Origin of the sequence: Chryseobacterium luquanense, from assembly GCF_026460945.1 — a bacterium.
GTDB lineage: Bacteria > Bacteroidota > Bacteroidia > Flavobacteriales > Weeksellaceae > Chryseobacterium > Chryseobacterium luquanense.
Genome location: NZ_JAOVZV010000003.1, coordinates 391,816 through 410,828, shown reverse-complemented (window position 1 = coordinate 410,828; position 19,013 = coordinate 391,816). Strand labels below are relative to the sequence as shown.

The window sequence follows — 19,013 nt, the reverse complement described above, 5'->3', positions numbered from 1 at the left end:
TTGTTCATGTGAGCAACAAAATAAAGTTGAAGTTGTTAATTATGCTTTGTTTTGAAATTATTAAATTAAATAAGACATTTTAAGCCAAAGAAACTCTTATCGCCAACAGTCCTGAAATACCCTGTAAATCTTCAACTTTTAAGAATTCAACATCATTTTTAAGAAGACCTTTTTTCTGAAGTGTATTGATATACTGAAGATATTCTTTCTGATTTTCTAAACCGAAATAAACAATCACGATTTTTCCGGGACAGGTAATTCTCTCGTCTGAATTTTTTATATGCGCTTTGTCAATTCGTTTTTTGATGATTTCATAATAAGAATTATGAGCGCCATCAATGTCAAAACGTTTTTCATCCATTCGGAAACGAATGTCGAGTTTTTCATTATAAACAAAAATCAACGAAGCAATATCTAAAGGAACGGGCAGATTTTGCTTAAATTTCTGAAACTCAAGTTCCATATTGCAAATGGTTTCCAACTGCCAAAATCTAAGCTGATGCACATCTTTTTGCGAATAATCGGCATCGGGCGAAATGTTTTGTCCGATATACAAATTATGTTCTACGCCATCAGATTTAAACCTTTCATAATAATGAGGAAAAATTTCCTGAGCTTCAACCTGACTTTTGTCTAAAACATCCGCCAATTTTCTGTTCACCAAAGTAATTGATTCATCTAAACTACGGCGTTGATTATAAAAAAGCTGGTTTTGTAAAGTAATTTGCGAAGTATAGTTTTTAATTTTATTTTTTACTTCTTCCGTTGCATTGGTTTCCAGTTTTCCTTGAAGATAAGGATGAATTTCTTCACGGAGAAGTCGCTGAAATCTTTGTTCGGTATCGGCTTTTATTTCATTATTAAGTTCATTTTCAAAAATTTCTAAGGCTAAAAGATATTTTTCTGAATCTGAATTAATGGAAGTTAGAATATGATGAAGACATTCCAATTGATGATTCAGGTCAACTTTCATCAGATTAAAACGTTTTTCTGAAGAAGCTCTAATGTCTGAAAAACCAAAAAGAGGGGTTAGATTTTTAAATGAAATCTGCTTTAAAGTATAAATTTTCTTTGATAAAAAAGCATTGAAATATTTTTCGGCTTCATTTCTGAATTTCCAAACTACAGAATCGTGGATGGAAGTATATTCACGCTGGATAATCGCTTCAATCTGATTATTTCTTTCAAAACTGAAACGGTTGAGTGAAAATAGAATCATGTCGCTGAAAGATTCCAATTTCTTTAGTTTTAAACCATTTAAACTGTTCGCTATTGCTGAAGTAAACTCCATAATTGCCAACAATTCGCCATCTTTCATAATTGGAATAACCATAAAGCTACGGATTTCTGTATTTTTTAAAATGTCAAAAGAAGGCATTTTTTTCACTTCTTCATCAAGCTTATCAATGTCTGAAATGACAATAGGTTTTGAATTGTAGTTGATGTTTTCAAAAGCAGTTTTTCTTACTTCTTCATCGAAAGTATTCAACCAAAAATCGAGAATATGACTGGTGAATACATTTTCATAAATGGGAAGCGTTTCGAGTTTTTTATCTTTTTGATTGAAAAGCATTAAACCAAAATTCAACTCGGGAACATCGAAATAAGATTTAAATATCTCCTTTAAATTTTCATCTGGTGCTGGATTTTCAAGATCAACTTTGATAAGTGTTGATTTCAAATCTGATAAAGCCACTTCAGAAGTACAATCAATAAGAGAAATAATGGCAAATCCGCTCAAAATCCATGACTGAGGTGGAAAATATTTTTTCCAAAGTCTAATGTCGTCGATGTTTTCCAACAACATTGTAACAGTATCTTGGTCGGGAATTTTGGTATCTTTATCAGGATAAACATCTGTAAAATCTGAGTTTACTGTGATTTTATAATGTTTAATAATTCCTTCTTTATTCGGAATGTCATAGTAGAGTGGGAGTGTTGCGCGTAAATCTGCACTAAAATGTACCTGCAAAATAAGACAACAGCAGAAAATATAAAACTCATCTTCATCCACTTCCCTGAACCTTATTTCGAAGTCGGTTCCTGCATCGGCTAAAATATTTTTAAATCTTTCGGTGTAATTGAAGGTAATATTTGCTAACGGAATACTTGCCGCCTTAATCTCATTTTTAGTTAAACCTGTCGGAAAAAGGTCTGCCAATAAAAGTCTGATGAGGTCTTCGTGTTTTTCGAGCAGCGAAAGATCCTGAAAACCATCTCGAAGTTCTTTGAAGTTTTTCGTTTTTTCGATTAAGGACTCGGCATAGTTTGCACGATATTCTAAACGGTCATTATATCGAATATGCTCTAACACATCCAAATATTTTTTGAACGAAATAAATACCTGAAACGGACTATCTTCTTTGTAAAGCTGCGACAAAATCTGAAAAAAATTGTAAAGGTAAAGGTATGAAAAAAGGATTTTAAAGGAGAATAAGAAGCAATGAATATTTTGAAAATATTATTGTTTAAAAGAAAAACCGTTATTAAATAATAACGGTTTTGTTTTATCTGTCTTCCAAAAAAAATTGGTACTTATTTCTTAGGCTTCAAAGACAAGTTGTCTACATAAACAGCTTGATGAATACCATTTAACATAACTTTTAAACCTAAACTTGCATCTTTTTTCAAAGAAATATTGATTGTTTTTTTATCGCCTGTTATTTTTGAAGCTTTCACAATAGAAGCATAGGATTTTGTATCGGCTGGATTGTTAACGGACAATATTTCAAGTGTAGTTTCTCCTCCGTTGTCTGAAATATCAAAAGATAATGTGTAGTTTCCTGCTTTAACTTTTGGAGTCACCAAAACCATATTTTCTTTTGGACTCATCATCGAATAAAAAGTTACTTTTTTATCCTTTGCGTAAAGCATTGCTTTTCCAGGTTGAGCAGTCCAACATTTGTCGATGTCTTTCCAAGTATCAAAATTTTCTGTAAGTGTAGAAACTGTTTTACACTGTGCATTTGCTGTTAGAAATCCTCCAAAAGTAATGATTCCGGCAAGTACTATTTTTTTCATAAGTTATTTATAAATTATTGAGTAAAAATAGTTAAAAAAGATCTTGTTGTAAAGTTAAAATTTAATTATTTTGAATGATTCTAAATGTTTTTTATCATACAATAAGATTATTAATCTGAAGAAAACGTATCTTGTATAAAACTATAAACCATGCCTAATCAATTGTATCAACATATTGTAACATTAATTCCAGCCTTTGAAAGTGAAGTTGAAAAAGTGCTTCATTATTTTGAAAAACAGAGTTTTCCTAAAAATCATATTGTGATTAATGAAGGAAGTAAAGTAGATTGTTTTTACTTTGTTTTAAAAGGTTGTATGCAGATTTATTTTACGGATAATTCCGGAAAGAAGAACACAATTCATTTTGCCATTGAAAATTGGTGGGTGACAGAATACAATGCTTTCTTAGGTAATCCTGAAGCTCAATTTAATATTGCGACTTTAGAAGATACCGAAGTTTTAATGATTGAAAAGGAAAAATTCGAACAGTTGTTACTTGATTTTCCGTTTATGGGAATTTATTTTAATAAGGTTCACATGAGAGCTTATGGTGCTTCATTGTTGAAACAGAAAACTTTTGCGACGGTCAGTAAAAAAGATTTTCACTATTATTTCTGCACTCACTATCCTGATTTGGTAAAACGTTTTCCGGATGAAATTTTTGCTTCCTACATTGGAATTTCACTAGATGAATTGGATGTTTTAAATCAAAATTTTCGTTCTTAAACCAGTTTAAGATTTTTCAGAATGAAGTTTATGACCTTTGTTTTAGTAATTAATAAAAATTAAAACAATGAAAATAGTAATTATCGGTGGTAGTGGTCTTATCGGTTCTCAACTGACGAATCTTTTGAAAAATCAACATGAAGTTATCGCTGCATCACCTAATACAGGTGTGAATACTTTAACAGGTGAAGGTTTGGATGAAGCTCTTGAAAATACGGATGTTGTGGTAGATGTTTCAAACTCGCCATCTTTTGCGGACGATGATGTGATGAATTTTTTCAGAACTTCTACAACTAATCTTTTGGAAGCCGAACAAAAAGCAAATGTAAAACACCATATCGCTTTATCGGTTGTAGGAACTCAAAAACTAAGCGAAAGTGGTTATTTCAGAGCAAAACAAGTTCAGGAAAAACTTATCGGAGAGTCATCAGTTCCTTATTCTATCGTTCATGCAACACAGTTTTTTGAATTTGCAGGAGGTGTTGCAGCTTCAAGTGTAAAAGAAAACGGAATGTTTGTAACTGATGCTTTGGTACAGCCGATTGCAAGCTCAGAAGTTGCCGCATTTTTAGCAAAAACAGTAGAAGAAAAACCAAAATTTGGAATTGCTGAAATTGCAGGTCCTGAAAAAATGCCAATGAACAATTGGGTTGAAAATTACCTGAATGTAATGCAGCGTCCGTCAAATATTACTATTGAAAAAAATGCTCCTTACTTCGGTGCCGTTTTGGAAAATGATACCTTAATACCTGAAAAAGCGGTTTTTGAAAGTAAGATTAGATACGAAGACTGGATTTCTAATCCTCAAAACCAAAGATAAACTTTCACTATGAACGGATTCAGAGGTTTTTTGACAAGTTCTATCGGTAGAAAAGTTGTAATTGCAGCGACGGGTTTGTTTCTCATCAGTTTTCTGATAGTGCATTGCGGAGTTAACGCTTTGATATTTTTCAACGATGGAGGAGAGACTTTTAATATTGGTGCCCATTTTATGGGTACCAATCCGGTTATCCGGACTATTGAGATTTTTCTGATTATTGGTTTTCTGGTTCATATCATTCAGGGATTAATGATTTGGTGGCAGAATAAGAAAGCAAGACCTGTAGGTTATGCCATTAGTAAATCTTCACAAAACAGCACTTGGTACAGCCGAAGTATGGTGTTATTGGGAACTTTGTTACTTTTATTTTTAATCATTCATACGTCCAACTTTTGGATTCCCAACCGAACGAATCAGTTTGTTCATGGTGAAGAGCTTCCACTTTATGAAATGATGCTTGAGAAATTTCAGAATCCGCTTCAGGTTCTTTTGTATGTGTTTGGTTGTTTCTTATTGTTTTGGCATTTGCTTCATGGCTTCAAAAGTGCTTTTCAGTCTTTGGGTATGAATCATCAGAAATATAATTCTTTAATATTGTTTTCGGGAACTGTATTTTCCTATGTCGTGCCATTTATTATGGCGATGATGCCGGTTTGTATTTACTTGGGATGGATTGGAGAATAGGTTGGTTTTCAATATATAAGGGTTGAAAATAAAATATTAAAATATAAAGAATATTTGTAAACCTATCTTACATAGACTCTAAGCTCAAGAAAAGCCCGACCAAAAATATATTTTTAAAATAGAACTTAGAACGGCTGTACTTCGGCTGAAACAAATAGTCTTTCTATTCAATCTTTTCAGATGAGTTCTCAAATTGAGATTTTTTCTTTCAATTCCATTGGTTTCAAATCTTTTTGTGCTGTGAATTTCTTTTGGAATTAAATATTGATAATTTCTGAGTTTATCGGTATAATTTTTTTCAGGATTTGAATTGAGCAAAGTTTTTACAACTGCATTAAGTGTTTTGTTATTTCTTTTACCAATATAAAAACTTGCGACTTGTTTAGTTATTTTATCAATTGCATAAACCAACCAAATCGGATTGCTTTTCTTTCTTATAAAAATTCTCATTTCGTCTAATTCATAAGATTGATTAAGCTTTATGATGGGCATTTTAATTTCACCTGCAATTTCAATAATTCTTTTGAGCAGAGTGGTTGTTGATATTTTTAATACCCTTGCAATGCTTCTAATTCCTAAACCTTCTTTTGTAAAAAGAATAATTTTGCGGTTGATATTTCTCTTATAAGCCTTGTATCTAAAATGAAGTACACTTGTTGCTTTACATCTTTTACATTGATATCGTTGTTTCCCTTTACAAGTTTTACCATACTTTATAAACTCAGAAATATCACCAACACATTTGGAACATGAGTAATTCTCTACTTTCATATTTGTACTTTTTATTTATAAAACAAAACGAGTAATCATGAAGATTACTCGCTTTTTGATTGGTTTTTAATTGATTTCTTTGGGATGTCTTGTTAATAAAGGATACCAACATTTCTGAAACATTACCCTAGTCATTTGCGTATGTTTTTATCGACAAAAATAAACAAGAGTAGAGAATTATCTACTCTTGTTTTGATTGTTTAATTTTAAATTAGTGTTGATTTTCAATAGTTTGAATTTTGAAAAAGCTCCATCACTAACTTTGATACATTACCCATTACTGCAAAAGAGAATTTTATCATGTTTAAGATTACAACTATAATTAAAAATTCTATCTTGATTTATCCATTTGTTTTCACCAACTAATAATCCACCTGCAATTATATAATATGTAGATTTTTGTGATTTCAATTCAAATATTTTCATATCAAATCTTAAAAAATCTCTACTTATTTTTTTAGGTAAAGATTCTTCGGTAATCTCTCTAATACATAAACCCAAAAAATCAGATGGTAGATTAATATAACTTACTTCCCAGAATTCTAAATCTATATTACTAGATACACTATCAGTATAATTATCTTGGTCAGGATATTTCATTTCGCTACGTAAAAGTAGGGAAGAGTGACTCACTGTATAAGCCCATATTCTAAAATTTCTATTAGAATTATATATTATTTCCATTATTTAAAATTTATTAATAAGCATATGGTGAAAAGTTAGGTAATATCTGGTAATTATTACCAACTTTTCTATAGAATAGTGTTTTGCTTAGTATACTGGGATTATTAAATACTTCATGCATTTCCCAATTAGTAATGTTATTACCTGTTACAATACCGCCAGGTTTAAACTTGGAAAATTGATACTTGCTAAACCCTGTTACATTAAAATGAAGATTCTCATAAGAATGCAAAGCATTTAAAATTTTTTCTTGTTGAAAGCCTGTTGAAAATGTTTTATATGTATCAAAATTTTTAGTTTTTGCAAAAGCAAACAAATCCTCTCGCAAACCTAATGCAAGGTTACCTTCTGTTTTAGCAGCAAGTCCTGGTTTTTTCATTGCTAAAGCACCAACAATACCAACTCCCATTGCAAGGTGTCGGTTTTCAGGTTCCCAATTACTTATTACTTGTCCGCCAATATCAAAAAGTCCCAGTGGATCATTTATGCCACCAATCATTTTTACAGGACCATCATTATATCTGCCTGCATTTAACATTCTATCCCAGTAAAAATCACTTTTAGCATTCCATCTAGCCATGAAACTGTTCTGATGAAAGAACGCAGTCGAAGCTAATGTCCAAAAATTACCTCTAATAGACAAAGCGGGTAAAAGAATTTCCCCTGCAACATCGCCACCTCCGCCACTTGAGCCTCCTGCATCTATGTAACTATAATTTTTGTATGGTGTGTAATTTTGTGAATTTCCTTCAAAATCCATCGTTCCACCCCAGTTGTTGGTAAAACCACTTCCGGTGTTAGTCCATGTAGTTCCTGAAGGAGACCCCAATACTTGATCCATAAAAGATTGTGATACCATTCCGGTAGGATCATTGTACATGATCGGATTGTTATTTCCGTAGTGATAAGGAGATAAATGTGGCGTATATTCAGCTAAAGGGTCAGTAACTCCCCATCTTCCAAGATCAGGCATATAGAATCTTGCCCCATAGTCATACATTCCGATTTCTTCCTGTAGCTCTTTACCGTTGTATTCGTATTTGTAGCTTCCACCAAAATTAATTCCCTCCCGATGTCTTAACCCCAATGCATAATAATCGTTTTGTTGTACAATGACCGCAGTATTTCCTTCTCTTGTAAAACTTACTCTTACGTTACCTAAATGATCGTTGTAGTGGTAAATATAGCGATTGTTTTCGAAATCAAAATATCCTTCTGAGGTAGCGAAAAATTGAAGTCCGTTATTAGTTAATATTAGAGCCGTTTCATTTTTATACTGAAATCCGTCAACATATTCCGTTGTCGTAAAAGCATCATTCTGTTTTCTGCCAGAAAAATAATGGTGCGTTTTCTTTATTTTTACTCCGTCTGCACGGTAAGAGTAACTCAGATTCCTGTAAATATCTCCTCCTGCTCTTGAAACAAAGTTATTAAATTTGATATAAGATGGCTGGTTGAGGTCATTGTATTTTATCTCCAGAACACCTTTATCTATATGACTGGTCATATTTCCATTATTATCATAAGAAATGGTATTTCCAGAGGTATCGGGATAACCGCTGTAATTGTTTTTGAGATCGGTTACAGAACCCAGCCTGTTGGTATCCTGATAAGAATAAATAAGATCATCAATTTCTTCGGCAAAACCATTATATCCTTTTTGATTTGTTTTAAGATTGGTAATGTTGCCGTTAGCATCATAGCTGATCATTTCGTTATAAAATCCGTTTTGCGGTAATGTATAATTGGGTTCTTGGTATAACGCTGTAGTTAATCTGTTGTAAGTGTAATATCACTAACTCTGATACACGAGGAATGATCTTCAATCATTTGCGTATGTTTTTTTCGACAAAAATAGACAAGAGTAGGGAATTCCTACTCTTGTTTTGATTGTTTAATTTTAAATTAGTTTTGATTTTTAATGATTTGAATTTTGAAAAAGCTCCATCACTAACTTTGATACATTACCATTTTTCTCTTGATATTATTTTTAGAATACAAAAATTTTATGATAGTCATAAAATTTATATATAAGTAATAAAATTATTTCACCTTTTGTAATATATAATCAATTACTTCTTTATTTTCACAATACTCACTCATTTTTTTAAATAAATTTTCTACAAAAATAGTCGAAGTCTTATTTTTTTTAATAAGAAATATATCTTGTACAAAACTATCAATAATCATCCATTCTTTTGTGGTAATTTCAGATTGACAATTAATTGTTGCCTTTGCATAAGCATCTATATTTCCTTTATATGAAAAAAAAATTTTTACTTTTTTTAAATCTATCATGGTATAAAAACGTTGTTATATATTATTGGATTTCTTCCATTTAAAATTCCATATTCTATTCTTCCCCAAACACTCTCTATTCTAATACCATATGTGGCATTGTGAAAAACCTGTACAACACCTTGTGTTCCTGTTGCATAAGCTTTTGATGTTGTTTTCCATACAGGTTCCATTATTTTCCAAGACGTTTCTCTTCCAACAATTTTCTCCAATGCATTTCCCAAAGTACTTAATCCTTTTCCTACGTTTGTCATTTCTAGAGTTATAGCTCCATTATTTTTGGCATATTGCATTGCTACATTTAATACATCTTTTCCTCCAGACCAAAAAACTCTATTTGAGTTTGAGGAAATTATTTTGGAATACAAATTAAGCCCTAATTTTCCAAAATTTACAGCTTTCCAACCTGCCGACAACAAAGCACCGCCTGCAAATTGCATTGGCAGTTCCAAAAACAACCCTCTTTCTAAAGCTCCGATAGATTTTCCAATCTTAGTTTCGTTGATGGCTGTTTGCCATTCGCTCATTGCCTGCTGAATATTCCAATCTGCTTGAGCTCCCATAATCCCGCTTCGTAGGACAGCGCTGTTATAATCAAAGTTAAATGAGTTGCTCCAAGTGTCTCTGTTTCCTTTGCCCCACATTACAAGTTCAGGAATTAAGATTTCGGGAAGTCCAACGCCGCCACCACCGCCTCCCATTGGAGAAAGACCTGCACTCATCATAAGCATACCTGTTGCTCCTGAACCCCAATTTATAGGATTACCATCATAATCCATGGAGTTTCCTCCGCTACTGGTAAATCCAATTCCTGTATTGTACCATGTTGTTCCTGATGCGGAGTTCCATACATTGTCAATAAACGACTGCGAGAGCATTCCGGTAGGATCGTTGAACATCAGTGGATTGTTATTGGCATAATGATAAGGAGATACATGCGGTGTTACTTCCGCCATTGGATCTACTACGCCCCATCTTCCCAATTCCGGCATGTAGAATCTTGCACCGTAGTCATACATCCCGATTTCCTCCTGTAGCTCTTTACCGTTGTATTCGTATTTGTAGCTTCCACCAGCATTAATTCCTTCACGGTATCTTAAACCAAATGCATAGTAATCATTTTGCTGTACTATAGCCGCTGTATTTCCTTCTCTTGTAAAACTTACCCTTACGTTACCTAAATGATCGCTGTAGTGTTAAATATAGCGATTATTTACAAAATCAAAATAACCTTCAGAAGTCGCAAAAAATTGTAAACCATAAGCATCCGTAAGACCTGTATCATTTTTATATTGAAAACCATCGATATATTCTGTAGTAGCAAAAGCATCTCTGCGGTTTCTTCCAGAGAAGTAATGATGTATCTTTTTAATTTTTATTCCGTCTGCACGGTAAGCATAACTTATGTTTTGATAAACATCACCGCTTACTCTCGGTACAAAATTATTAAACTTAATATATTTCGGAAGATTAAAATCATTGTATTTAATTTCCAAAATTCCTTTATCCACATGATTGGTCATGCTCCCGTTATCATCATAATTAATAATATTACCTGATGTATCGGGATATCCGCTGTAATTATTTTTATGGTCGACAACGGATGTTAGTCTGTTACCATTATAGGTATATTCCAAATCATCTATTTCCTGTAAAAAACCATTATAATTTTTTTCATTCCTTTTTAGATCTGTAATATTTCCGTTGACATCGTAGTTCATGGTTTCGTTATAAAAACCATTCTGCGGTAGAGTAGAGTTCGGCTCCTGATATAAAGCCGCAGTTAATCGGTTATAGGTGTCATATTGGTAACTGTACTTTTTCAATACATCTTCTGATGAATTTTTCCAAATCATTTCAGTGATGTTTCCGTTGTAGTTTGCCTGTGCCACGGATGCATTGGAGGTAGATGCAAACTTCAGCTCATATCCGAAAAGATCGGTTCCGAGATTGGAGGGATTGTTTACTTTGGTTAATCAGCCCCGAATAACGTAGCTGTCGCCGATTTATTAAACGCTCCGGACATTGAAGAAATTAACCTATCTGGATATACAGGAAATCCCGGAGATGTTATCAAAATTATGGCTACAGATGATTTTGGAGTCGTATCAGTTAATGTAAAAATAGAGAATGCAGACGGAAGTCTGGTAGAGCAGGGAGCAGCAGTAAATAATGGTGCTGAGTGGATTTATACTGCAACAGCATCCAATCCTGATTTAGCAGGTGATAAAATCACAGTAACGGCATCCGACGCTCCTGCCAATTTAACAGAAGAGACCAAAACATTATAATATCAAGAAAACGATGAAGGGTACAGCGACTGTACAGCGATAGCCTCTCAAAATAATATGTCAAAATGACAAAAAAGTCAAAAAGAATTAATCTTTCACAAAAAAACCTTCCAGATTTTGGAAGGTTTTAATTTTTATATGTGATTCAGATTACAATCCGAATTGCTTTGCAAACAAATCAGGGAAAACTCCTAATGCAACAAGTGAAATAATTATAAATACCGCAACAATATTATAAGTAACCGTTACTCTTTCGGATGTTTTAAAGGTTGTTTCTTTGAAGAAGAACATCGCAATAATCAGTCTTAAATAGTATGCAATTGATACTGCTGAACCTAACACCGCTACAATAACTAAGAACGCATTGTTGTCTTTGCTTAACGCCTGAGCAAATAATGAGAATTTCCCCATAAAACCAGCCGTTAAAGGAATTCCCGCCATTGATAATAAAGAGATGGTTGCAACGACTGCCAATAAAGGTTCAGATTTAGCCAACCCTTTGAAAGCTCCGTAAGAAGTTTCTCTTTTTAGTTTTTCAACCCAGATTAAACACATAAATACTCCCACTGTAGACAATGAGTAAGCGAATAAATAAAACGCCAATGTATAAGTAGAAAGAGCATTCATTCCGAAGAATACCAATCCGATATATCCTGCGTGCGAAACTGATGAGTATGCCAACATTCTTTTAGCATTTGTCTGAGCAAGACCCATCGCATTTGCTAATAATAAAGTAATGATAAGGAATACGCCTAAAATATTGATCCATTCGTGAGTAACTCCTGAGAATCCAATCGTCATTAATCTGAATAGTGCATAAAATCCTGAGATTTTTACTACACTCGCCATGAAAGCGGTAATCAATGAAGGTGAACCTTGGTAAACATCAGGACTCCACATGTGGAAAGGTGCTAAAGCTACTTTAAATGCCATTGCACAAAGCATCAACACAACTCCAAGAATAAACATTCCGTTAGTAGGATTTACTGTGCTGAAATCGTGAATTCTGTATAAATCAAATGTTCCTGTGCTTCCGTAGATAAATGCAATTCCCAACAATAAGAAACCTGTTGCAAATGCTCCCATCAGGAAATATTTTAATGAAGCTTCGTTTGATCTAAGATCTGTTTTGTTCGCTCCTGCCATCACGTACAACGGAATAGACAAAATCTCAACGCCTAAGAATAAAGTCACCAAATTCTGGTATCCGAACAATACAAAACCGCCGCACAATGCAAAAAGCATCAATGCATACAATTCTGACTGATGGTTTCTGTGATTGCTGAATGCAAAACCTCCCAGGAAGAATAAAAGCAAAGTCGTTACAATAGAAATTTTTGTAAACAAAGCTGTATTTGCTCCGTACTCATACATTAATCTGTATTTTTCGAAGAAAGATGCTTCAGGTAAAAAGCTGACATATAATGCAACGATTAACCCGAAAATTCCAATGTATCTTGCGAATTTTCCCTTTTCAAAAACTCCCGTGAATAATGCAGCAACTGCCGTCAGGAAAACAATAATTAAAACACTCATAATTTATTTTTGAGATTTGAGATTAGAAATTTAAAGTTCAAAATTTAGAGTTTAAAGTTCAAGGTTTGAAACTTATCTCTTTTTACTTTTATCCTGATTCTTTAATCCTCTCTCTTAATTCTTAATCTTTATATTTTTAATTAATCATTGATGAATAAACAAACTTCAATGAACTTCCTACCATATCGATAATCGGTTGAGGGAAAATTCCCAAAAGAATTACAAAAACTGCAATACTTGCCAATACTGAAAATTCTACTGCTGATAAATCTTTAGCTGTGCTCAAAACTGCTCCATTACCTTCACCAAACATTGCTTTACCGTAAAATCTTAATAGATAAACCGCACAAAGAATGATCGTTAAACCTGCAATGATGGAAGCCAGTACATTAAAATCAAAAATAGATTTAATAAGGATAAATTCACCAATGAAACCATTCGTCAACGGAACTCCCATTGAACCTAAAATGATCAGTAGGAATAATACCGCAAACTTAGGCGCTACTTTTGCCAAACCTCCCATTTGTCTGATATCTCTTGTTTTGAATCTCTTGTATAAAATATCTGCGCAATAGAATAAACCTGCAACGTTGATACCGTGAGCGAAAGTCTGAACCAAAGCTCCTTCAGCTCCTTCAATAGTAAAAGTTCCATTTAAAGTAAGAACTGCAGAAGAGAAAATACCAGCAACCATTAATCCAACGTGTGAGAAAGAAGAATATGCAATGATTCTCTTCATATCAGTTTGGATGATTGCAATTAAAGCACCGTGTACAATTCCGATAATAGCAAGGATGATTACAATCTGTCCTGAAATTCCCAAAATAGCACTTGGTGTAATGGGTAGTAAATATCTAATTACTCCATAGATGGCCATTTTAAGCATAATACCTGATAAAAGCATCGATCCCTGAGTAGGAGAGTAGGTATACGTGTCTGGTTGCCAAGTATGGAAAGGGAAAACCGGAAGTTTCACTGCAAATGCAAAGAAAATAAACCAGAATACAACAATCTGCTGCGTTTCACCCAAATCTGCATTATACAAATCTGTAAGAGCGAAAGATGCTGAATGTGTGTAAACATAGATTAAACCAGCCAACATAAACAAAGATCCTACGAATGTATACACGAAGAATTTTGTAGTGAACTCCATTCTTTTGTTTTCCTGTCCCCAAAGAGCCGCAATAAACCAGATTGGAATAAGCGTTACTTCCCAGAAAATATAGAATAACAAACCGTCTAAAGCTGTAAATACTCCTACAAGACCAAACTGCATCAGCAAAATAAGTCCGTAAAACGAGTTTTTGTAGCTTACGTTTTCGTTAAATGATGATAAAATAATTAGTGGCGAAAGAATATTGGTCAACAATAAAAGAAGCAAACTCATCCCGTCAATTCCGAAATGAAGGTTACTTTTTATAAACTGCGACCACGGATAATTGATCTCGTATTGCAAAACACTGTCAACCGTCGGTTCAAAATTGAAATCCGAAAGGATATAAAATGTAAGCAACATCTGAATCAAAGCAATTCCCAGCGCCAAATATTTGCTGGAAGCGTTCTTCCATGCAAAGGTTAATCCCGAACCTACAAGAGGTAAAAGTAATAATGTTAATAGTAAATAAGACATTATTGTAATATAAAGTTAACAATCAGTATAATTCCCACAGCCAAAGTCATGATAAGAACATAGTTCTCAACATTTCCGTTTTGAATACGCTTCATAGATTTACCGCTGTCTTCAGCACCTTCACCTATGTAGTCTACAAAACGGTCTAAAACGCCTTTGTCAAACATTTTTCCGCCACGTCCAAGTCCTTCAAATGTTTTTACAATTAATGCATTGTAAAGCTCATCAACATATAACTTTTTAGCAGAAAGTTTTTCCCAGCCTGTATATTCTTCCTCGGCAAGAGCCATTTTCTTCTTATTCACATACATGTTTTTCACAATGAACCAAACCGTAAAGAACATTAAGATTGTTGCTCCCAAAAGAATCATTTCTGTATTGAAATCAACTCCCGAAAGAGTCATTTCCATTTGTTTAAAGCTTTCCGGTGTCAATACCGGTTTCAGCCATTCCATTAATTTAGCATAATGACCGTGACCGATAAAGTGTGGTAAATTAATAAAACCTCCGATTACTGAAAGAATTGCCAAAACGGTCAACGGTAACGTCATGTTCATCGGACTTTCGTGTAAATGGTGTTTTTGTTCTTCAGTACCTCTGAACTCTCCGTGGAAAGTCAGATAATACAGTCTGAACATATATGCTGCGGTTGTTGCTGCTAAAATAAATAACATTACCCAGTAAATAGGGTTTTTAGCAAATGCTGCAACCAAAATTTCGTCTTTAGAGATCATCCCCGATAATAAAGGGAAACCTGAAATCGCCAATGTTCCGATCAGGAAAGTGATGTGAGTAATTGGAATAACTTTTTTAAGCCCACCCATAAAACGCATATCCTGCTCGTTGCTCATGGCGTGGATTACAGAACCTGCTCCCAAGAATAGCAAAGCTTTGAAGAAAGCATGTGTCATTACGTGAAACATTGCTGTAGAATAAGCTCCTAACCCTAAAGCGATGAACATGAAACCAAGCTGTGAAACTGTAGAATATGCCAATACTTTTTTGATATCGTTCTGACGCAGTGCGTAGAAACCAGCCAAAGCAGCAGTTAAGAATCCTATTAATAAAATTCCTCCCTGAACGGTTGGAGCTAAGGTGAATAAGAAGTTTGATCTTACCACTAAATAAATACCTGCAGTAACCATCGTTGCTGCGTGAATTAATGCTGAAACAGGAGTTGGTCCTGCCATCGCATCCGGTAACCAAGTATATAAAGGAACCTGAGCAGATTTACCAACAGCACCGATAAATAAACTGGCTGTGATAAAGATGATGATTGTTCCGTCTAATTCAAATTTAGAAGCATTTTGTGCTACTGAAATATAATCTACAGAGTTAGTCTGAGATGCAATCATGAAAATACCAATCAATAAACCAAGGTCACCGATTCTGTTCATAATGAAAGCCTTTCTTGCTGCTTTACCATATTCTTCGTTAGTGTACCAAAATCCGATTAGTAAATAAGAACAAAGACCTACACCTTCCCAACCGATGAATAAAATCATATAGTTGCTTCCCATTACCAGAAGTAACATCGAGAAGATGAAAAGATTTAAATAAGTAAAAAACTTATAGAAACCTTTATCGTGACTCATGTATCCGATAGAATACAAGTGGATTAAAGATCCGATTCCTGTGATGATCATTACCATCATTAATGACAGTTGATCAATCTGGAAACCGAAGTTTATTTGAATTCCATTTACTCTGAACCATTCGAATGCTTTTACAACAACCGCCGGACTTTCAGAGTCAAAATTTAAAAATAAGCTTACTGCAATACAAAAAGATGCAAAAACTGCAGCTGTTGCCAAACTTCCGACCACAATCTTAGGAAGATTTTTTCCGAAAAGTCCGTTGATAAGAAAGCCTATAAGTGGTAAAAGTACTATTGCATATATTAAATTCTCCATTCTTATCCTTTTAATTTATTAAATATACCTACATCTACAGAACGGGTGTTTCTATATAACATCGCAATAATTGCCAACCCAACCGCTACTTCGGCTGCTGCAACTACCATGATGAAGAATACCAAAAGCTGTCCGTCGCTGTTCCCGTTGTATGCTGCAAATGCAGCCAATAAAAGGTTTACAGAATTAAGCATAAGCTCTACACAACCTAAAATTACAATCGCATTTTTTCTGAGCAATACTCCCAAAACTCCAAGACAGAACAAAACTGAACAAAGAGTAATGAAATATTCCAGAGGGATGCTTTGCATAAATGTATTTACTTCTCCCATAATTTTATAAATCTTTTTTACCGATTAGTACCGCACCTACAATACCTGCCAAAATCAGGATCGAAGCAAGCTCAAACGGCAAAACATATTCATTGAATAAAAGTCTTCCCAGATTTTTTGTAAGACCTACACCTTTATCTACGTTCTCAACCACTACATGATTATCCTGTACTCCTCTGAAAACACCTAAAACACCAATCAAAAGAAGACCTGCCGTAAAAACTCCAACAAACTTTAAAGTATTGTTCTTCTTACTTTCGTCTTGCTTATTAAGGTTAAGCATCATTAAGATATAAAGGAAAAGTACCATGATTGCACCTGCGTAAACGATGATCTGGATGATGGCAAGAAATTGCGCATTCAGAAGAATATACATCCCTGCGATCGAAAACATTGTAACAATTAATGACAAAATAGCATATAAAGGATTTTTTGCAAAAACGAAGTAAACCGCACTTGCCACTGCTAAAAACGCCACCAAGAAAAATAAAAACTGATCCATTATTTTACCGCATTTTTTTGTTTCTCGGATTGTCTTTCTGTGATATCAATCCTTTCATTTATTTTTTCAACTAATTTATCTTTACCGTAAATGAAAGATCCTCTGTTGGTTTCTACATCAACCAATCGGTCTGTAAGATAAATAGCAGATTTCGGGCAAGCCTCTTCACACATACCGCAGAAAATACATCTTAGCATATTGATTTCATATACTGATGCATATTTTTCTTCTCTGTAAAGATCTTTTTCTTCTCTGGTTCTTTCTGCAGCAGTCATTGTAATCGCTTCTGCAGGACATGCTACTGCACACAGTCCGCAAGCTGTACATCTTTCTCTGCCTTCTTCATCTCTTTTCAAAACATGTTGACCTCTCCAGATATCTGCTCTAGGCTTTTGTACTTCCGGATAAGAATAAACATTGGGAGCACGTTTTACAACGGTTCTCACAGCATGCTTAAAAGTAATCCCCATTCCTTTGAAAATCGCCGGTAAGTAGATTTTCTCAGAAAAGGTCATCTCTTTATTTGAAACAACTTTTGATCTGTTTGTAAGTTTCATTTAATTATAGATATTAGATGTTAGACATTAGATTTTAGACTAATCTTGTCTGTTATCTTAATTATTTACTATTTTATTTTAAAATGATAATGGTAATTTTCAAATTATCTCATTATCAAATTTTCAAATTCTTTTCTTAATTTCCAAAAGCTAAAATCACAGCTCCTGTAATCATTAAGTTTACCAATGCCATTGGAATTAAAGTTTTCCATCCTAAGTGCATCAATTGATCGTATCTGAATCTTGGTAACGTCCATCTGATCCACATAAAAATCAAAATTCCGATTACCGTTTTAGTTAAAAATGCTACGATACTCAAAATACCAGCTGTGTTTTCACCCCAGTTCTGAGTTACCCATTCAATTCCAGGATAATTGTACCCACCGAAGAAAAGTACGACCATGAAAGCATTAGAAATAAACATATTCACATATTCACCAAACATGTATAAACCTAACTTCATTGATGAATATTCAGTCGTATAACCTGTTACCAATTCAGATTCACATTCAGGTAAATCAAAAGGGTGACGGTTGGTTTCTGCCAAAGCTGCCACAAAGAAAATTAAAAATGCCAATGGTTGATAGAAAATATTCCAGTTCATCCCAGAACCGATAGGGATAATTCCCCAAAGTTTTCCTTCAGTTTGATTTTCAGTAATTACTTTTAAATCTAAACTTCCTGTCATCATGATGATAGAAAGTAATGCAAGACCCATCGCCAATTCGTAAGAAATCATCTGCGAAGAAGCACGGATTGCACCTAATAATGAATACTTGTTGTTGGAAGCCCAGCCTCCGATCATAATTCCGTAAACTCCGATAGAAGCCATTCCGATAATGAAAAGTACACCAACATCAATGTTTGCAACCTGAAGATCATAAGAAACGCCACCCAAGTTTAAGGTTTTCCCCCAAGGAATAACAGCTCCGGTAATCAATGAAATAAACATCACCAAGGCAGGTCCCAATACGAAAAGAAACTTTTCTGCATTAGCCGGAGTAAAGTCTTCTTTAAAGAAAAATTTACCACCATCCGCAAGAGGCTGTAGCAAACCGAAAGGCCCTGATCTGTTTGGCCCGATTCTGTCCTGCATAATGGCTGCAACTTTTCTTTCTGCCCAGGTAGAGTAGGCTGCAATCGTTAACGAAAGCAGGAAAAGTGCAAGTACAAGTATTAATTTAAATGTAATTAAATCCATTTTTATTTTTATAGATGTTAGAAATTAGATGTTAGAAATTAGAGTTA

19 protein-coding genes are annotated in these 19,013 nt (G+C 34.0%); 4 read left to right on the top strand and 15 right to left on the bottom strand.

What is annotated here, in order from left to right; genetic code table 11:
* Positions 1–79 precede the first annotated feature (79 nt).
* Both OEA66_RS06195 and OEA66_RS06190 read right to left on the bottom strand, forming a co-directional pair.
* Positions 80–2,380: a GAF domain-containing protein gene (locus tag OEA66_RS06195; RefSeq protein ID WP_267280561.1), complete on the bottom strand. Its 2,301-nt coding sequence runs from the start codon at positions 2,378–2,380 to the stop codon at positions 80–82.
* Positions 2,381–2,535: 155 nt separating this feature from the next.
* The gene (locus tag OEA66_RS06190) at positions 2,536–3,021 is read right to left on the bottom strand and encodes a hypothetical protein (protein ID WP_267280560.1); all 486 of its coding nucleotides are present in this window, start codon (positions 3,019–3,021) and stop codon (positions 2,536–2,538) included.
* Between the two features lie 150 nt (positions 3,022–3,171).
* Between OEA66_RS06190 and OEA66_RS06185 the strand changes: the two genes are divergently transcribed.
* From OEA66_RS06185 to OEA66_RS06175, 3 genes are all read left to right on the top strand, one after another.
* Positions 3,172–3,747, top strand: coding sequence for a Crp/Fnr family transcriptional regulator (locus OEA66_RS06185; protein ID WP_267280559.1), 576 nt, complete (start codon positions 3,172–3,174; stop codon positions 3,745–3,747).
* 67 nt (positions 3,748–3,814) lie between these two features.
* A complete protein-coding gene (locus OEA66_RS06180; protein WP_267280558.1) occupies positions 3,815–4,567 on the top strand; it encodes an SDR family oxidoreductase in 753 nt (250 codons plus the stop codon).
* A 9-nt stretch (positions 4,568–4,576) separates the two neighbouring features.
* Positions 4,577–5,251 carry a succinate dehydrogenase cytochrome b subunit gene (locus OEA66_RS06175; protein WP_267280557.1) on the top strand — a complete coding sequence of 225 codons (675 nt, stop codon included), beginning with the start codon at positions 4,577–4,579 and terminating at the stop codon, positions 5,249–5,251.
* Positions 5,252–5,335: 84 nt separating this feature from the next.
* Here the strand turns inward: OEA66_RS06175 and OEA66_RS06170 are convergent, their stop codons facing one another.
* From OEA66_RS06170 to OEA66_RS06145, 6 genes are all read right to left on the bottom strand, one after another.
* Entirely contained in the window at positions 5,336–6,022 is a 687-nt protein-coding gene (locus OEA66_RS06170) for an IS1 family transposase (RefSeq protein ID WP_267280556.1), read from the bottom strand.
* 270 nt (positions 6,023–6,292) lie between these two features.
* Complete coding sequence (locus tag OEA66_RS06165; protein WP_267280555.1) at positions 6,293–6,706, bottom strand: hypothetical protein; 414 nt, start codon at positions 6,704–6,706, stop codon at positions 6,293–6,295.
* Positions 6,707–6,719: 13 nt separating this feature from the next.
* A complete protein-coding gene (locus OEA66_RS06160) occupies positions 6,720–8,417 on the bottom strand; it encodes an RHS repeat domain-containing protein (protein WP_267280554.1) in 1,698 nt (565 codons plus the stop codon).
* Between the two features lie 332 nt (positions 8,418–8,749).
* On the bottom strand, positions 8,750–9,004 hold the full coding sequence (locus OEA66_RS06155) for a hypothetical protein (protein WP_267280553.1): 255 nt from the start codon (positions 9,002–9,004) through the stop codon (positions 8,750–8,752).
* On the bottom strand, positions 9,001–10,137 hold the full coding sequence (locus OEA66_RS06150) for an RHS repeat domain-containing protein (protein ID WP_267280605.1): 1,137 nt from the start codon (positions 10,135–10,137) through the stop codon (positions 9,001–9,003). Before OEA66_RS06150 ends, OEA66_RS06155 begins: the two co-directional genes overlap by 4 nt.
* Before the next feature lie 63 nt (positions 10,138–10,200).
* The gene (locus tag OEA66_RS06145) at positions 10,201–10,896 is read right to left on the bottom strand and encodes a hypothetical protein (protein WP_267280552.1); all 696 of its coding nucleotides are present in this window, start codon (positions 10,894–10,896) and stop codon (positions 10,201–10,203) included.
* A gap of 189 nt (positions 10,897–11,085) precedes the next feature.
* Between OEA66_RS06145 and OEA66_RS06140 the strand changes: the two genes are divergently transcribed.
* Positions 11,086–11,295: a hypothetical protein gene (locus OEA66_RS06140; RefSeq protein WP_267280551.1), complete on the top strand. Its 210-nt coding sequence runs from the start codon at positions 11,086–11,088 to the stop codon at positions 11,293–11,295.
* 150 nt (positions 11,296–11,445) lie between these two features.
* On the opposite strand, the gene OEA66_RS06135 is transcribed toward OEA66_RS06140, so the two are convergent.
* The 7 genes from OEA66_RS06135 to nuoH all read right to left on the bottom strand — a co-directional run bounded on the left by OEA66_RS06135 (position 11,446) and on the right by nuoH (position 18,966).
* Positions 11,446–12,831: an NADH-quinone oxidoreductase subunit N gene (locus OEA66_RS06135; protein ID WP_267280550.1), complete on the bottom strand. Its 1,386-nt coding sequence runs from the start codon at positions 12,829–12,831 to the stop codon at positions 11,446–11,448.
* 136 nt (positions 12,832–12,967) lie between these two features.
* Complete coding sequence (locus OEA66_RS06130; protein WP_267280549.1) at positions 12,968–14,461, bottom strand: complex I subunit 4 family protein; 1,494 nt, start codon at positions 14,459–14,461, stop codon at positions 12,968–12,970.
* Positions 14,461–16,374: an NADH-quinone oxidoreductase subunit L gene (gene nuoL / locus OEA66_RS06125; protein WP_267280548.1), complete on the bottom strand. Its 1,914-nt coding sequence runs from the start codon at positions 16,372–16,374 to the stop codon at positions 14,461–14,463. The genes OEA66_RS06130 and nuoL overlap by 1 nt, the downstream gene beginning before the upstream one ends.
* Before the next feature lie 2 nt (positions 16,375–16,376).
* Positions 16,377–16,706 carry an NADH-quinone oxidoreductase subunit NuoK gene (nuoK, locus tag OEA66_RS06120; protein WP_047482656.1) on the bottom strand — a complete coding sequence of 110 codons (330 nt, stop codon included), beginning with the start codon at positions 16,704–16,706 and terminating at the stop codon, positions 16,377–16,379.
* Positions 16,707–16,710: 4 nt separating this feature from the next.
* Positions 16,711–17,208: an NADH-quinone oxidoreductase subunit J family protein gene (locus OEA66_RS06115; RefSeq protein WP_074231137.1), complete on the bottom strand. Its 498-nt coding sequence runs from the start codon at positions 17,206–17,208 to the stop codon at positions 16,711–16,713.
* Complete coding sequence (locus OEA66_RS06110) at positions 17,208–17,765, bottom strand: NuoI/complex I 23 kDa subunit family protein (RefSeq protein ID WP_066680251.1); 558 nt, start codon at positions 17,763–17,765, stop codon at positions 17,208–17,210. The genes OEA66_RS06115 and OEA66_RS06110 overlap by 1 nt, the downstream gene beginning before the upstream one ends.
* A gap of 136 nt (positions 17,766–17,901) precedes the next feature.
* The gene (gene nuoH, locus OEA66_RS06105) at positions 17,902–18,966 is read right to left on the bottom strand and encodes an NADH-quinone oxidoreductase subunit NuoH (protein ID WP_267280547.1); all 1,065 of its coding nucleotides are present in this window, start codon (positions 18,964–18,966) and stop codon (positions 17,902–17,904) included.
* Between the last annotated feature and the right edge of the window lie 47 nt (positions 18,967–19,013).

Bases quoted from the DNA above. Each gene is read 5' to 3' on its own strand.
- OEA66_RS06160 (WP_267280554.1), bottom strand. From the start codon at position 8,417: ATGATCAGCTATGATGCTAACGGCAACATTACCAATCTTAAAACAAAT.
- OEA66_RS06135 (WP_267280550.1), bottom strand. From the start codon at position 12,831: ATGAGTGTTTTAATTATTGTTTTCCTGACGGCAGTTGCTGCATTATTC.
- OEA66_RS06155 (WP_267280553.1), bottom strand. From the start codon at position 9,004: ATGATAGATTTAAAAAAAGTAAAAATTTTTTTTTCATATAAAGGAAAT.
- nuoK (WP_047482656.1), bottom strand. From the start codon at position 16,706: ATGGGAGAAGTAAATACATTTATGCAAAGCATCCCTCTGGAATATTTC.
- OEA66_RS06115 (WP_074231137.1), bottom strand. From the start codon at position 17,208: ATGGATCAGTTTTTATTTTTCTTGGTGGCGTTTTTAGCAGTGGCAAGT.
- nuoH (WP_267280547.1), bottom strand. From the start codon at position 18,966: ATGGATTTAATTACATTTAAATTAATACTTGTACTTGCACTTTTCCTG.
- OEA66_RS06130 (WP_267280549.1), bottom strand. From the start codon at position 14,461: ATGTCTTATTTACTATTAACATTATTACTTTTACCTCTTGTAGGTTCG.
- nuoL (WP_267280548.1), bottom strand. From the start codon at position 16,374: ATGGAGAATTTAATATATGCAATAGTACTTTTACCACTTATAGGCTTT.
- OEA66_RS06190 (WP_267280560.1), bottom strand. From the start codon at position 3,021: ATGAAAAAAATAGTACTTGCCGGAATCATTACTTTTGGAGGATTTCTA.
- OEA66_RS06170 (WP_267280556.1), bottom strand. From the start codon at position 6,022: ATGAAAGTAGAGAATTACTCATGTTCCAAATGTGTTGGTGATATTTCT.
- OEA66_RS06180 (WP_267280558.1), top strand. From the start codon at position 3,815: ATGAAAATAGTAATTATCGGTGGTAGTGGTCTTATCGGTTCTCAACTG.
- OEA66_RS06110 (WP_066680251.1), bottom strand. From the start codon at position 17,765: ATGAAACTTACAAACAGATCAAAAGTTGTTTCAAATAAAGAGATGACC.
- OEA66_RS06185 (WP_267280559.1), top strand. From the start codon at position 3,172: ATGCCTAATCAATTGTATCAACATATTGTAACATTAATTCCAGCCTTT.
- OEA66_RS06175 (WP_267280557.1), top strand. From the start codon at position 4,577: ATGAACGGATTCAGAGGTTTTTTGACAAGTTCTATCGGTAGAAAAGTT.
- OEA66_RS06165 (WP_267280555.1), bottom strand. From the start codon at position 6,706: ATGGAAATAATATATAATTCTAATAGAAATTTTAGAATATGGGCTTAT.
- OEA66_RS06140 (WP_267280551.1), top strand. From the start codon at position 11,086: ATGGCTACAGATGATTTTGGAGTCGTATCAGTTAATGTAAAAATAGAG.